Consider the following 14,308-nt stretch of genomic DNA (forward strand, 5'->3'; position numbering starts at 1 on the left):
ATAATATCCCTTATAAACCACAGCTGTACTCCCAACTACAAGCTTTTGAGAGCTCCTGTAAAATATCTTTGTTACTAAAAAGCCCATCCTTTAAACTATCAAAAGGTTGACCCAAAAACATACAAGCATTAATCTGCTTTTCTAATGATATTACTTTTTTTATATCTTCTGAAGAAATATTTTTAAACTCTCCTTGTGTCATATGGATACATGGATGGCACTCAAAGCTATGATTTGCTGGTTTAAAAGGTAAGTCTTTAATAAGATGAGCTATATCTTCAAAAGTTTTATCTAAAAGAGGGTATTCTAATTTTCTATAATCATATTTTTCTTCTTCATCAATATTTTTTAAAAGTTGGGAGACTTTAGATAAATCCTTACGGTGGCTAAGTAAAATTGTAGCTTCAGCATTTGGGTCAAGTGTATCAATCTTGTTTAGTAAGGTGATCCCTTTTAAAAAACCTGCACACCAGCTAAATTGTTGAGAAGGAAATTGCCTACGAGCATTAACAAGTTCTGAAAAAGAATGCTCTGCTTTTAGATGAAAATAGTTAATATCTTGTTTCTCTAGCCAGCTAAATACACGTTCTAAATATTTATTCCAATTATTTGAGGCAAAACCAGTATCAACTGATAGTATACAAAAGTCATTTAATAAGTTTTGTTTTGCCCAAATAATAAGAGCTAAAGAATGAATACTATAATTTGCTATAACTATATTTCTAACCTTATTCATTTTTACTTACATTCCAATAGCATCTTTAATATCCAAAAGTTTTTTTATAGCATAAGAACGTGCTTTTGTTGCTCCTTTAGCAAGTATTTCATCAACTATCTTAGGATTGTTTATAAAGTATTCATATTTCTCACGTGCTGATAAAAGATGTTGGTTTACTTTTTCAAAAAGGGTTTGCTTAGCATCACCCCATCCAAGACCACCAGCTAGATATTTTTCTTTAAGAGTCTTGGTTTCATCAATATCAGCTATACTTTTATAGATAGCAAAAATAGTACAATTATCAGGATCTTTCTTTTCTTCAGGAGCTTGTGAATTTGTGATAATTTTCATTATCTGCTTTCTTAATTGTTTTTCTGTTGAAAAAATAGGGATGGTATTGTCGTAGCTTTTTGACATTTTGCGGCCATCTAAGCCTAAAATTGTTTGTGTATTTTCATTTGTTAAAGCTTGAGGAGCTTTAAGACAAGAGCTTTTGTATATATGATTAAAACGATTTGCTATGTCTCTAGCTATTTCTAAATGCTGGATTTGGTCTTTTCCAACTGGAACTAGGTCAGCATCAAACATCAAAATATCTGCAGACATAAGAACAGGGTAGTTAAATAACCCCATAGTGATACCTTTATCTGGGTCATTATTTTCTTCTTGGATATTTTGATCAACTAATGCTTTATATGCATGAGCACGGTTAAGTAGTCCTTTAGCGGTAGTTGTCGCGACAATCCAGTTTAGTTCCATAATCTCAGGAATGTCGGATTGACGATAAAAGGTGGTTTTATCTGTATCAAGCCCGAGCGCCAGCCAGGTAGAAGCTATTTCTTTGATATATTGTTGTCTAAGTTTTTTATCCCACAGTTTGACTAGTGAATGCTGGTCTGCGATAAAGTATAAACATTTATATTCATCATTGTGAGATAGCTCAATCGCAGGTTTAATAGCGCCTATATAGTTACCTAAATGAGGTGTCCCAGACGGTGTTATTCCTGTTAAAATAATTTTCTTTGCCATAGATTTATTACTCTTTTTAAGTCACGGGTATTTTTAATATAAAATACAATTTTATTTTGTTTAATTCAAATGTTTCGTTAAATAAATTTTTCAATAAAACACATAAAAACTGATTAAACTTAAGGGTTATAAATTGTTATATGATTTTAACATATCAAGCACTAGTAAATAAGTGTCTGGATGAATAAAATTAAGAGAGTTCTGGAGCGGGAAACGAGGCTCGAACTCGCGACCCCAACCTTGGCAAGGTTGTGCTCTACCACTGAGCTATTCCCGCAAAGTTATTCTAAATGGCGCACCCAGAAGGACTCGAACCTCCAACCGCTCGGTTCGTAGCCGAGTACTCTATCCAGTTGAGCTATGGGTGCAAATAATTGTTGGCTATTATAATCTTTTGGTTTTGTCTAGTCAAGCGTTGTTATATCATTTATAACCTTTGTAAGCCTATTTTCAAGTTCTAGATCATTTAAGCTTGAGTTGTCTACAACATAATCAGCTATTTTTTCTCTTTCTTGATCAGATATTTGTAAGTTTATAAAAGCTACAGCTTGTTGTCTATCTTTACCATCACGTTCCATTAGTCTTTTTATTCTTGTTTCAAGGTCTGCTTTTATTACTATAACTTTTTTTAAATAGTCATAATGGCGAATGTTATATGGACCAAGTAGGGGTATGTCAACTATAGTTAAAGCCGTTGGAGATTCTTTGACTTGTTTTTTTATTTCCCTATTAATTACAGGGTGTAAAAAATCTTCTAACCATTTTTTAGCTTCTTTTGATTCGGTAATGATGGCTCTAAGCATAGCCCTATTAATTTGTTTATTCGTGATTATATCATTACCAAACTTTTCAGCTATATTTTTAATTACAGAGGGTTTTCTCGTTATTTCTCTACTTATTGTGTCAGCACAAACTACGTTTATATTAAGCCTTTCTTTTAAAATCTTTGTAGCGGTGGATTTTCCGCTAGCTATTCCACCAGTTATACCTATAGGATATGTGTCGATATTTGTCATTATTTTCAAACTAAGAAATTATTTTAAAAGAAGATTTTAATATTTTTTTTTGTTAATGTCATATATTTTTTGATTAAAAGATAGTTTCGCCATACAATATGTTTATTTAAAGAAATAGATCAATTAGTGATGCAAATTGAGGAAACAATTATAACAAAAATAAAATCTCAAGGGGATAGCATCAGTTTTAGGGAGTATATGCAATTAGCTTTGTATTATCCAAATTACGGGTATTACTCTAGCTTTAGGGATAAGATATCAAAACAAGGTGATTTTATCACAGCAGCCTCACAAACATCTTTATTTGCACGAACTTTTGCAAATCAATTTGCAATAATATTTTCTGAATTTGAGCAAGGGTGTAACATTATAGAATTTGGAGCAGGAACAGGTAAGTTTGCGGCTGATTGTATGGATGAGCTAAATAGACTAGGTGTTCTTCCTGAGAAATATTTTATAATAGAGCTAAGTGCAAATCTTAAATTTAGACAACAAGAGCATATTAAACAAAGCGTTCCCCATCTTTTTGAAAGATTGGTATGGTTAGAAGAACTTCCTAAGCAGAAGCAAAAAGCTATAGTTTTTGCCAATGAAGTTTTAGATGCTATGCCAGTAGATATTTTCAAAACAAAAAATAATAGCCTTATTCAGCAGGGAGTAACTTTAAAGGTAGATAAATTTGAACTTATAGATTTGCAGAACAATGATCCACTTTTCGAATATGAAGCCCAAAGAATACTATCTGATAATATAAGTTTTGAAGATGGATATATTAGTGAGCTAAACACTTGGATACGTCCTTGGGTTAAGTCTCTAAAAGATAGCTTAGATCAAGCAGTGATATTTTTATGTGATTATGGATACCATAGAAAATTATATTATACTCCAGCACGTAGTATGGGAACTTTGGCTTGTTACCATAAGCATCAAGTTAACTTTGATCCATTTATAAATGTAGGTTTGCAAGATATAACTTCGCATGTTGATTTTACAACAGTTGCTGAGGCAGCTACAGAAGTTGGCTTTGAGTTAGATGGTTATATGAATCAAGCTAATTTTTTAAAAAGAGCAGGTATAGATAAAGTGTTTACTAATTTGTTTCAAAGCTTAGATCAAAAGGATCAACTAATATATAATAGGGACCTAAAGGAGCTTTTACTGGGTGATAAACTAGCAGAGACTTTTAAGGTTATTTGTTTTTCTCTTGGTTTTGACTCTATTTTAGATGTTTTTGATAATGAGGATAATATCGATTATCTGTTATAAAGGAGTTTTGATGTATAAAAATGTGCAAAATATGTCTAAATATATATATAGGGCATATGATATTAGAGGTGTCGTTCCAACTGATCTTAATGAGGATGTTGTTTTTAATATAGGTTTAGCATTTGGAACAAAAGCACGAGAGTTAAACCAAAACCAAGTTGCTATTGCTAGAGATGGGCGTTTATCTGGACCTAGTTTATTAGCTGCTTTAGAAAATGGTATTTTGGCAAGTGGTTGTGATGTCATTAATATTGGCGCAGTACCAACTCCAGTTTTATATTTTGCTGCTAAAAAGTTAACCAATGGCACAGGCATTATGCTGACAGGTAGTCATAATCCAGCAGATTATAATGGTTTGAAAATGACTTTGGCTGATAACACATTAGCGAATGAGGAAATATTAGGAATAGAGAACTTAATAAGAAAAAATATTTTTTCTCAAGGTGAGGGAATATCCACTAAGAAAGATATTTCACAAGAATATATAAGTTTTATTTTAGAGAAAGAGACTCTTGATAAAAAGCTTAAGGTAGTTATAGACGCTGGTAATGGTATAGCAGGTAACATAGCTCCAGAATTATTTGAAAAATTAGGCTGCGATGTTATTAAAATGTATTGTGAAGTTGATGGTAATTTTCCTAATCATCATCCAGATCCAAGTAAACTTAAGAATTTACAAGATCTTATTGTTAGAGTAAAAGAATTAAAAGCAGATGTTGGTCTTGCTTTTGATGGTGATGGTGATAGGCTTGGTTTAGTTACTAATAGTGGCGATATCATAGCAGCTGATAGACAACTTATGCTTTATGCAAAAGATGTGCTTAGCAATAAGCCAGGAGCTCATATTCTTTATGATGTTAAATCCACCAAAAACTTAGATAATTTTGTTAAAAGTCTGGGTGGTAAGGCAACTATGTATAAAACTGGCCATGCATTAATTAAGAAAAAGATGAAACAAGAGCCTGTGGATTTAGCTGGTGAGATGAGCGGTCATATATTCTTTAACGATAGGTGGCCAGGGTTTGATGATGGTTTATATACTGGCGTTAGGCTTTTAAATATTCTCTCTAAGACTAATAAAACTTTAGATGAGATATTTGCAGAAATTCCTCAAAGCGTAGCTACTCCAGAGATAAATATAGATGTTACAGAAGATACTAAATTTGAAATAATAGAGGTTATTTTACAATCATGTAAAAAAGAATTTCCAGATGCAAATATTATTTCGATAGATGGTGTAAGAGTTGAGTTTGAAAATGGTTGGGCGCTTGTTAGGGCATCAAATACGACCCCTTGTTTAGTTTTAAGGTTTGAGGCTGATAGTCAAAAAGATTTAGAGTGCATCAGGACTAAATTTATGAGTGTTATTAGTAAGGTTTTAGAGAAATATTAACTATCGTAAAGATCGTTACTGGTTGATGTTGTATTGTTATTGACTTATAATCAGCTGGGTATATATTTTAATTTCATAATATTCGATTAATTCGGAGGAAAAGGATGTCGGATTTCACTAAAGATATTGATGTTTTAGAAACTCAAGAATGGCTTGAAGCGTTCGAGGATGTTGTTAAAAGAGAAGGTGTTGATAGAGCCAGATTCCTATTTGACCAGCTTCTAGTTAAAGGAGCTGAGCTTGGTGTAGAGAGTGCTTATGCAACAGCTAAAGTTAAGAAATACATTAACTCTATAGATGTTAGTAATCAGCCTAGCTACCCGGGAGATATAGAGTTAGAGAAGAAAATTGAAGCGGTAAACAGATGGAACTCAACTGTTATCGTAGCACATGCTAATAAAAAAGACGGATCAATTGGTGGTCATATAGGTACAGGTGCAGGGGCTATGACTCTGTATGAAGTCGGTTTTAACCATTTTTGGAAAGCTCCAAATGAAAACCATGCAGGTGATTTAATTTTTTACCAAGGACACCTTTCTCCAATAGTTTATGCTCGTTCTTTTCTAGAGGGTAGAATTTCATCTGAGCAATTAGATAACTTCAGAAAACAAGCTTTTAATGGTGAAATGGCTGTTTCTTCTTATCCGCATCCTTATCTACAACCTACATATTGGCAGTTTCCTACAGTTTCTATGGGACTTGGGCCTTTGCAAGCTATTTATCAGGCTAGATTTATGAAATATCTAGAGGCAAGAGGACTAGCTAAAACTTCTGATCGTAGAGTTTGGGCATTTTGTGGTGATGGTGAAATGGATGAGCCAGAATCAATCGGCTCCATTACTAGAGCAGGTCGTGAAGGTTTAGATAATTTAATTTTTGTGGTTAATTGTAACTTACAAAGGTTAGATGGTCTTGTAAATGGTAATGGCAACATTGTCGAAGAGCTAGCAGATGTATTTATGGGTGCAGGCTGGAATGTCATCAAAGTACTATGGAGTAGTGATTGGGACAAATTACTAAATGATCCAAAAGCAGGTAAAAAATTACAAGAAAGATTAAGTTCACTAAATGATGGTCAATTCCACACTATTAAAGCTCACGGTGGAGCAGAGTGTCGTAAAGTGGTATTTAGTGGTGATGAAGACTTAGAAGCTCTAGCAAAAGACATGTCAGATGCTGATTTGGCAGCACTTCGTCGCGGTGGTCATGATCCGCTTAAAATCTACGCTGCTTATAAAAAAGCTACAGAAAATGCAAATGGACGCCCAACTCTTATATTACCAATGACTGTTAAAGGTTATGGCTTAGGTGAGTGGGGAGAGTCTAAAAATATCGCTCATAACGTTAAAAAACTTGATACAGAAGCGTTAGATTATATTAGAAATAGATTTGATGTTCCTGCTAAAAAAGAAGATGTTGAAAATTATAAGCTTATTAAACTAGATGAAAATTCTCCAGAAATGAAATATCTTCATTCTAAGAGAAAAGACTTAGGTGGTTATATGCCTGCTAGGCTTGAGAACAATCAAGCATTAGAAATACCTCACTACACAGATTTTGCTAAAAATCTTTTAGATGATAGTGGTGATAGAGAGTTTTCAACGACTACAGCTTTTGTAAGAATTTTGTCAACGTTAGCAAAAGACAAAAAATTAGGTAAGTATCTTGTACCAATTACAGTTGATGAATCACGTACTTTTGGCATGGAAGGATTATTTAGACAGCTAGGTATTTATAATCCTAAAGGTCAACAATATGTTCCAGAAGACAAGCAACAAGTTATGTTCTACAAAGAATCTGTAGATGGTCAGATTTTACAAGAAGGTATTAATGAACAGGGAGGTTTTTGCTCATGGATAGCAGCAGCAACTTCTTATAGTGTTCATAAGGTGCCAATGGTTCCATTTATGATTTACTATTCTATGTTTGGTTTCCAAAGATTTGGAGACTTGGCATGGGCAGCTGGTGACTCTATGGCAAAAGGTTTTGTTATAGGTGGCACATCTGGTCGTACAACTTTAAATGGCGAAGGTCTACAGCATGAAGATGGTCATAGCCATATCCAAGCTGGATTAATACCAAATTGTGTGTCTTATGATCCAACTTACGCTTACGAGCTCGCTGTTATATTGCATGAAGGTATGAAGAGAATGTATGTTGATGGTGATAAAGTTTATTATTACATCACGGTTATGAATGAGAATTATTCTCATAGAGCTATGCCAGAAGGTTGTGAAGATGGTATTATCAAAGGTTTATATAAGCTAGAAGATAATAAGCCTGCTAAAAATCATGTTCAATTAATGGGTTCTGGTTCTATTCTAAGAGAAGTTGAAGCAGCAGCTAAGATGCTTAAAGATGAGTATGATATTAGCTCAAATATTTGGAGTATGACTAGTGCAAATGAGCTTTATAGAGAGGCTAAAAATGTAGCTAGAACAAATATGCTTCATCCAACAGCTAAGAAAAAAGAAAGCTATATAGAAAAATGCTTTAAAAATGAGCAAGGTCCTGTGATAGCATCTACTGACTATATTAAGCTTTATACAGATCAGTTAAGAGAATTTATACCTCATACATTTGTTAACTTAGGTACAGATGGTTTTGGTAGATCAGATACTAGAGCGGCGCTAAGAAGTTTCTTTGAAGTAGATAGATATCATGTTGTAGTGGCAGCACTTTATGCTTTATCTTTAGATGGTAAAGTTAAAGTAAGTGAAGTAAAAGAAGCTATTAAAAAATATAATATAGATCCAGAGCGTGTAGCTCCATTATACAGCTAATTGGTAAGGAGATATTAATGTCTATAGAGGTAATTAAAGTACCAGATATTGGTGATTATAGTGAAGTTGATGTGATTGAAGTTAATGTTTCTGAGGGTGATGTTATTGCTAAAGAAGATTCTTTAATTACATTAGAAACAGATAAGGCTAGTATGGAAGTGCCTTCTCCAGTAGCTGGTAAGATAGTTAAATTAACTGTAAAAGCTGGTGATAAAGTTTCACAAGGCTCTGCAATTATGGAAGTAGAAGTTGCAGGTGACGAAAAGGCTCAAGATTCAAAACAACAACAAGAATCCATACAGTCTGCCTCTGATGAGGTATCTAAGCCACAGTCTAGAGCTTCCCAAGCATCTTCAGAAGTTATAGATGTAAAAGTACCAGATATTGGTGACTATAGTGAGGTTGATGTCATAGAGGTATCTGTGAAGGTTGGTGATAAAATTGAAAAAGAAGACTCTCTAATCACATTAGAAACAGATAAAGCTAGTATGGAGGTACCATCTTCAGTAGCAGGTGAAGTTGTTGAAGTTTTAACAAAAGTTGGTGAAAAGGTGTCACAAGGCAGTTTGATACTTAAAGTTAAAACAGAAGGTTCAGCTCCAGCACAAGCTAGTTCACAACCTGCAGCTGCTAAACAAGAGGCGCCTAAACAGCAAGCTGCTACAGCACCAGCATTAAGTTCGGTAAATGAGTATGCTGTAGATAATTCTAGTGCTCATGCTTCACCAGCTGTTAGAAAGCTAGCAAGAATATTAAATGTGGATCTAAGTAAAGTAAAAGCTACAGGTCGTAAAGGTAGAGTTACAAAAGAAGACTGTTATAACTATATTAAAAATGCTGTTAGTCAGGTTCAATCTGGTAAGGTTGCAGCTAGTGGCAGTGGTTTAGATCTTCTAGATGATCCAGTAGTTGATTTTGCTAAGTTTGGTGAGATTGAAACGTTAGCCTTATCAAGAATTAATAAAATTAGCTCAAAAAATCTACATAGAAACTGGGTCAAAATTCCTCATGTTACTTTTTATGATGATGCAGATGTTACAGATCTTGAGGAGTTTAGAAATGCTAAAAAAGCATTTGCTGAAAAGAAAGGTGTGAAAATTACTCCTTTGTCATTCTTGGTTAAAGCAGCTGCAGTTGCATTGCAAGAGTTCCCAAGGTTCAATAGTTCTCTATCTAATGATGGTGAGAGTCTGATTGTTAAAAAGTATTATAATATAGGTTTTGCTGCTGACACTCCTGTTGGTCTTATGGTTCCTGTAATTAAAGATGCTGATAAAAAAGGTATTATTGAAATATCAAAAGATATCATGGAGTTAGCAGGTAAGGCTCGTGATGGTAAGTTAGGTGCAAAAGACATGGCTGGCGCTACATTTACTATCTCAAGTATTGGAGTACTAGGTACTACAGCATTTACACCAATTATTAATATGCCGGAAGTAGCAATTATGGGTGTGTCAAAAACTGCAGTGAAACCAGTTTGGAATGGTAAAGAATTCACCCCAAGAACTATGCTCCCACTGTCTTTATCTACAGATCATAGAGTGATAGATGGTGCGTTAGCTGCGAAGTTCTTAACTAGGTATTGTCAGATATTATCTGATTTACGTGAAATCATAATGTAAGCGGAGTTTTAAAATGAGTGATATTAAAACACAGGTTGTAGTGTTAGGTAGTGGTCCTGGTGGATATAGTGCAGCTTTTAGAGCGGCTGATTTAGGATTAGAAGTTACTTTAATAGAAAGATATGAGAATATTGGTGGAGTGTGTCTAAACGTTGGTTGTATTCCATCCAAAGCATTACTACATATTGTAAAAGTTATCAATGAAGCTAGACATCTAGCAGCTGATGGCATCCTTGAAATGGGTGATATCAAAATTAATAAAGATAAAATTCTTAAATATAAGAATGATGTTGTTAGTAAGCTTACCAGCGGTCTTAAAGGCATGGCTCAGATGAGAAAAGTTAAGATCGTACAAGGTTACGGTAAATTTGTATCTGACAAAGAGCTTGCTGTAGAGAGTGCTGACGGTAAAGTAACTAAAATAACTTTTGATAATTGTATTATCGCTGCTGGATCTAGTGTGATAAATCTACCATTTGTGCCAAAAGATGACAGAATTATCGACTCAACTGGTGCTCTTGAAATGAAAGAGATTCCAGAAACTATGCTTGTAGTTGGTGGTGGAATTATTGGTCTTGAGATGGCTCAAGTATACTCTGAACTTGGTACAAAGATTACAGTAGTTGAATTTGCTGATCAGCTTATGAATGGTGTAGATAAAGATATAGTAAAAGCTTATGAGAAGATGAACAAGCGTTATGAAGTTCGCCTAAAAACTGGTGTCACAGCTATGGATGCTCGTAAAGATGGTATCTATGTAACTATGGAAGGTCAGCACTCAGCTAAAGAAGAAAGATATGATAGAGTGCTTATGGCTATTGGCCGTAAGCCAAATGGTAAGCTAATTGATGCCGAAAAAGCTGGTGTAAGAGTTGATGAAAAAGGGTTTATTCCCGTTGATAAGCAACTTCGTACAAATGTGTCACACATCTTTGCAATAGGTGATATTATTGGTCAGCCGATGCTTGCACATAAAGCTGTCCCAGAGGGAAGAACTGCTGCTGAAGTTATTTCTGGCTTAAATCATAGTTTTGATCCTTTAGTGATTCCAGCTGTTGCTTATACTGATCCAGAAGTTGCTTGGGTAGGTGAGACTGAAACTTCAGCTAAAGCTAAAGGTATTAAGTATGAAAAGGGCGTTTTCCCTTGGGCTGCTAGTGGTCGATCATTAAGTATTGGTAGATCAGAGGGTATGACAAAAGTATTATTTGATGAGAATCACAGAATTATTGGTGCTTCTATCGTTGGTACTAATGCTGGTGAGCTTATTTCAGAAGCAGCTTTGGCTATTGAGATGGGTTGTGATGCTGAAGATATCGCTCTTACAGTTCATCCACATCCAACTTTATCTGAAAGCTTAATGATGGCTACAGAAGTTTTTGAAGGTACTGCAACAGATCTTCCTCCGCAAAAGAAAAGTTAAAGTCTCAGAGTCAGAACTTAAAAAAATTAAGGAGTTTTGGGGTAAAAATTATACATCAAAGTAAGAAAGTTTTTACTTGATTTCATCTGTCATACTCATAAAAAACATACGTAATATTTATGTTAGTATTTATATTAATGCTTATGTAATTTGCCTTAAAAAAGCTGGTATTTTCCAGATTTCACTTTAAAGTGCGGCAAACCTAATAGCCAAGTTTTTATTTAGAATAAATAACTATTTAGCTAAATTTATTATTTACTCTACTTGTTTTTCTATGTTATATTGTTTTTATAGTTGTTTTAATTTTATTATTAATCAATAAAGAGCTTATTGGTATTTAGATATATTTTAAGATATATTTTAAATTTACTGCCTTGTGCTTATTTATGAAGTTCTTTTATGGTTATATATCGTTGAGGTTTTTATTTAAAATGATAAACTACTTTCCTGATAATGTAGAAGCTCTAGAATTTGCTAAAAGTATGAAAACTTTTATGCTTAATGTTATAGCTGACTTAAGTAAGAACACATATGTCGATAATTTTGATTATATTAAATTCCATAAGAATGGAAGTATCTTAAACTTGGCAACTAATATAAAGCTTTTAGAATATCGCTTTAGAAATAATATCAAATATAAAATTTTATTTGAAGGTCTGATCAAAGAAGAAATTATTGGAAAGCCACATATATATTTATGGCCTAATGAACCAAGTAATCAAATAATGAAAGTGTTATTTGAGTTCGGTATGTCGAATGGATGTAGCATATTTATTTGTAATAAAAATTTTATAGAAGTATTTTCTTTTTCTTCTTCAAAAGGTATATCACTCAATAATTTATATACAAATAAATTTAGTTACTTAAAACAATTTATAGCTTTCTTTAAAAGCATGTATTTAAGGTATGTATCAATATCAGGTAAAGAAGTCGAATATATTAAAACAGACCTTAAATTCCCTAAGGTAGTTAAAAAAGAAAGCAAAAGTTTTGAAATGCCAAAAAAGATTTACATTGCAGAGAATGTATTCCTAACACATAAAGAATTAGAAGTTTGTAAATATTTTTTAAAAGGATATTCGAATAAAAAAATAGCTCAAATATTGTGTAAATCTCTAAGAACTGTTGAAACTAATCTCAACACTGTTAAAAATAGATTAAATCTAAACTTTCGCGATGATATTGTTGACTTTTTTGCTGATAAATATTGGATTGTAGATTCATTGTAAATATTTAAAATATGTGGTTTTTCACGGTGTTTTTATCTTAGTTATTTTGGTTTAATAGTCTCTATGAACGATAAAAACAGATTTATATGTTTTTAAAAAGCATACATATAACTTAGAGAACGTTAATATTTGCAATAATAATTACTAATAAATTTAATAAGTATTACAGGATATTTAATGAAACGTGTGCTTAAGCAAGATGCTATAGTGACTTTTCCAGCTGATTACATAAATGAGGAAGCAACAGTGATTGTCATAAAAAATCTTCTTAATGGTATAGTAGCAGTTGTCACAGATATTTCTCCTTTTCATCCAGTTGATCACTTATGGCCAGATCACTCAGCTGATAGCGGAGAATTAATCTTAGGAGATAAAAAATTTACTATTACAGAATGTTTGATAGTTGCTTTTGATCAAATTAATGAAGAATTGCTTTTTGATGGAGGTATTAAAATAAGAGCCATCAGGTGTAATCAAGCAGGCTGGTTATGGGTCATTCCATGTGGAGGTACTCATTCACCGGTACTAAAGTCATGTCAAGTTAAAGTAACCTTAACACAATTTACTTCTGAAAGTTTTGAAATGAAGAATCAATTAATGTCTGGAGGTAATAAATTTGAATAGTCTTTCTACTGTTATTGAGTTATTTCGCGAGGATATGAAATTTTCGGCAGCCCATTTTACTATTTTTTCTGAAACGCAGCGAGAGTGCTTACATGGACATAATTTTCAAGTTTATGCAATCATAACGGCTCCTGTTATAGGTAATAATTTATCATTTGACTATACTATTTGTCGAAAGGAGATTTTAAACTTATGTTACTCACTAAATGAACGTTGTCTTATGCCTAGTAAGTCGCCTTATTTAAAAATAGAAAAACAACATCGTTGTTATATGATAAAGTTTGATAAAACTAAATTTGTACTTCCAGAAGAAGATGTTTTGTTGTTGCCTATTAAAAATATTACCACTGAAGGATTGGCACAATGGTTTGTAAAGACAATCGCTTCCAATAAAGACTTTTATGGTTTAGAAGATGCCGAAATTCTTACAATAAAAATTGCTACAGCGCCTGGTCAATATGCTAGTGCAACGGTTTTGCTAAAGGAGTTTAACTGATGAGTAAGTTAGCAATTGTAACGGGTGGTAGTAAGGGTATCGGTAAGGAGGTAGTTAATCAATTACTTCATCAAGGTTGGCAAGTAATGAATTTATCTAGAACATTTTGTGAATTACCGGGAGTAATTAATTGTGAAGCAGATTTAAGTAGAGATGATCTTAAAGAAATTTTATCGTTAAGCTTGGCTCCTTATCTAAAAGATAGAAAGAAAGTTTGCATTGTACATAATGCTTGTGCTTACTTTTCTGGCACAACTTTAAATGTTTCCAGTCAGGAACTTAAACAGGCTTGGCAAGTTAATATTACTGCACCTATATTTATCAATCAAATTATTATTCCATTTATGCTTCCTGGCTCTAGTATTCTTTATGTGGGTTCAACACTCTCCGAAATGGCAGTGCCTAATTGTTTGCCTTACGTTATTACTAAACATGCAAGCGTTGGATTAATGAGATCAACTTGTCAAGATTTAAGTAAGAAGGGTATCCATACTTGTTGTATTTGCCCTGGATTTACTAATACTGAGACTTTGCAACAGCATTTAAGAGAAGGGGGTAGACATATAGATCAAGCCATAGAAAATGTTGCGATGAAGCGGATTATTGATCCTAAAGAAATAGCAAATTTTATTACATATTGTGTCGAGACACCTATTGTAAATGGAGCAGTATTACATACTAACTTAGGTTATATTAACCAATAAGAGGA

The 14,308-nt window shown here is 33.3% G+C and carries 12 protein-coding genes and 2 tRNA genes; 9 read left to right on the forward strand and 5 right to left on the reverse strand.

Annotated features, from left to right (window positions below; genetic code table 11):
- Positions 1 to 10: 10 nt before the first annotated feature.
- The 5 genes from SD28_RS03190 to coaE all read right to left on the reverse strand — a co-directional run bounded on the left by SD28_RS03190 (position 11) and on the right by coaE (position 2,763).
- Positions 11 to 736, reverse strand: coding sequence for a hypothetical protein (locus SD28_RS03190; protein WP_039124036.1), 726 nt, complete (start codon positions 734 to 736; stop codon positions 11 to 13).
- Between the two features lie 6 nt (positions 737 to 742).
- Positions 743 to 1,747 (reverse strand): tryptophan--tRNA ligase, encoded by a 1,005-nt coding sequence (gene trpS, locus SD28_RS03195; protein ID WP_039124039.1) that lies wholly within the window; start codon positions 1,745 to 1,747, stop codon positions 743 to 745.
- 202 nt (positions 1,748 to 1,949) lie between these two features.
- Positions 1,950 to 2,024: transfer RNA gene (locus SD28_RS03200), tRNA-Gly, on the reverse strand.
- A 14-nt stretch (positions 2,025 to 2,038) separates the two neighbouring features.
- Positions 2,039 to 2,115: transfer RNA gene (locus SD28_RS03205), tRNA-Arg, on the reverse strand.
- Positions 2,116 to 2,151: 36 nt separating this feature from the next.
- Positions 2,152 to 2,763 carry a dephospho-CoA kinase gene (gene coaE, locus SD28_RS03210; RefSeq protein ID WP_039124041.1) on the reverse strand — a complete coding sequence of 204 codons (612 nt, stop codon included), beginning with the start codon at positions 2,761 to 2,763 and terminating at the stop codon, positions 2,152 to 2,154.
- Between the two features lie 129 nt (positions 2,764 to 2,892).
- Here coaE and SD28_RS03215 point away from each other — a divergent pair, with 129 nt between their 5' ends.
- The 9 genes from SD28_RS03215 (at position 2,893) to SD28_RS03255 (ending at position 14,303) form a co-directional block, all read left to right on the forward strand.
- On the forward strand, positions 2,893 to 4,029 hold the full coding sequence (locus SD28_RS03215) for a class I SAM-dependent methyltransferase (RefSeq protein ID WP_039124043.1): 1,137 nt from the start codon (positions 2,893 to 2,895) through the stop codon (positions 4,027 to 4,029).
- 10 nt (positions 4,030 to 4,039) lie between these two features.
- Positions 4,040 to 5,422, forward strand: a complete 1,383-nt coding sequence (locus SD28_RS03220) for a phosphomannomutase/phosphoglucomutase (protein WP_039124046.1) — start codon at positions 4,040 to 4,042, stop codon at positions 5,420 to 5,422.
- 104 nt (positions 5,423 to 5,526) lie between these two features.
- Positions 5,527 to 8,205 (forward strand): pyruvate dehydrogenase (acetyl-transferring), homodimeric type, encoded by a 2,679-nt coding sequence (gene aceE / locus SD28_RS03225; protein WP_039124048.1) that lies wholly within the window; start codon positions 5,527 to 5,529, stop codon positions 8,203 to 8,205.
- 17 nt (positions 8,206 to 8,222) lie between these two features.
- Positions 8,223 to 9,827 (forward strand): pyruvate dehydrogenase complex dihydrolipoyllysine-residue acetyltransferase, encoded by a 1,605-nt coding sequence (aceF, locus tag SD28_RS03230; protein ID WP_039124051.1) that lies wholly within the window; start codon positions 8,223 to 8,225, stop codon positions 9,825 to 9,827.
- Between the two features lie 13 nt (positions 9,828 to 9,840).
- Positions 9,841 to 11,250, forward strand: coding sequence for a dihydrolipoyl dehydrogenase (gene lpdA / locus SD28_RS03235; RefSeq protein WP_039124054.1), 1,410 nt, complete (start codon positions 9,841 to 9,843; stop codon positions 11,248 to 11,250).
- Between the two features lie 431 nt (positions 11,251 to 11,681).
- Positions 11,682 to 12,479, forward strand: a complete 798-nt coding sequence (locus SD28_RS03240) for a helix-turn-helix transcriptional regulator (RefSeq protein WP_039124056.1) — start codon at positions 11,682 to 11,684, stop codon at positions 12,477 to 12,479.
- A gap of 177 nt (positions 12,480 to 12,656) precedes the next feature.
- Positions 12,657 to 13,103, forward strand: coding sequence for a hypothetical protein (locus SD28_RS03245; RefSeq protein ID WP_039124059.1), 447 nt, complete (start codon positions 12,657 to 12,659; stop codon positions 13,101 to 13,103).
- Positions 13,096 to 13,599: a 6-pyruvoyl trahydropterin synthase family protein gene (locus tag SD28_RS03250; RefSeq protein WP_052251868.1), complete on the forward strand. Its 504-nt coding sequence runs from the start codon at positions 13,096 to 13,098 to the stop codon at positions 13,597 to 13,599. Before SD28_RS03245 ends, SD28_RS03250 begins: the two co-directional genes overlap by 8 nt.
- On the forward strand, positions 13,599 to 14,303 hold the full coding sequence (locus SD28_RS03255; RefSeq protein ID WP_039124063.1) for an SDR family NAD(P)-dependent oxidoreductase: 705 nt from the start codon (positions 13,599 to 13,601) through the stop codon (positions 14,301 to 14,303). Before SD28_RS03250 ends, SD28_RS03255 begins: the two co-directional genes overlap by 1 nt.
- Positions 14,304 to 14,308 lie beyond the last annotated feature (5 nt).

This window comes from Allofrancisella guangzhouensis (genome assembly GCF_000815225.1).
Taxonomy (GTDB): Bacteria; Pseudomonadota; Gammaproteobacteria; order Francisellales; family Francisellaceae; genus Francisella; species Francisella guangzhouensis.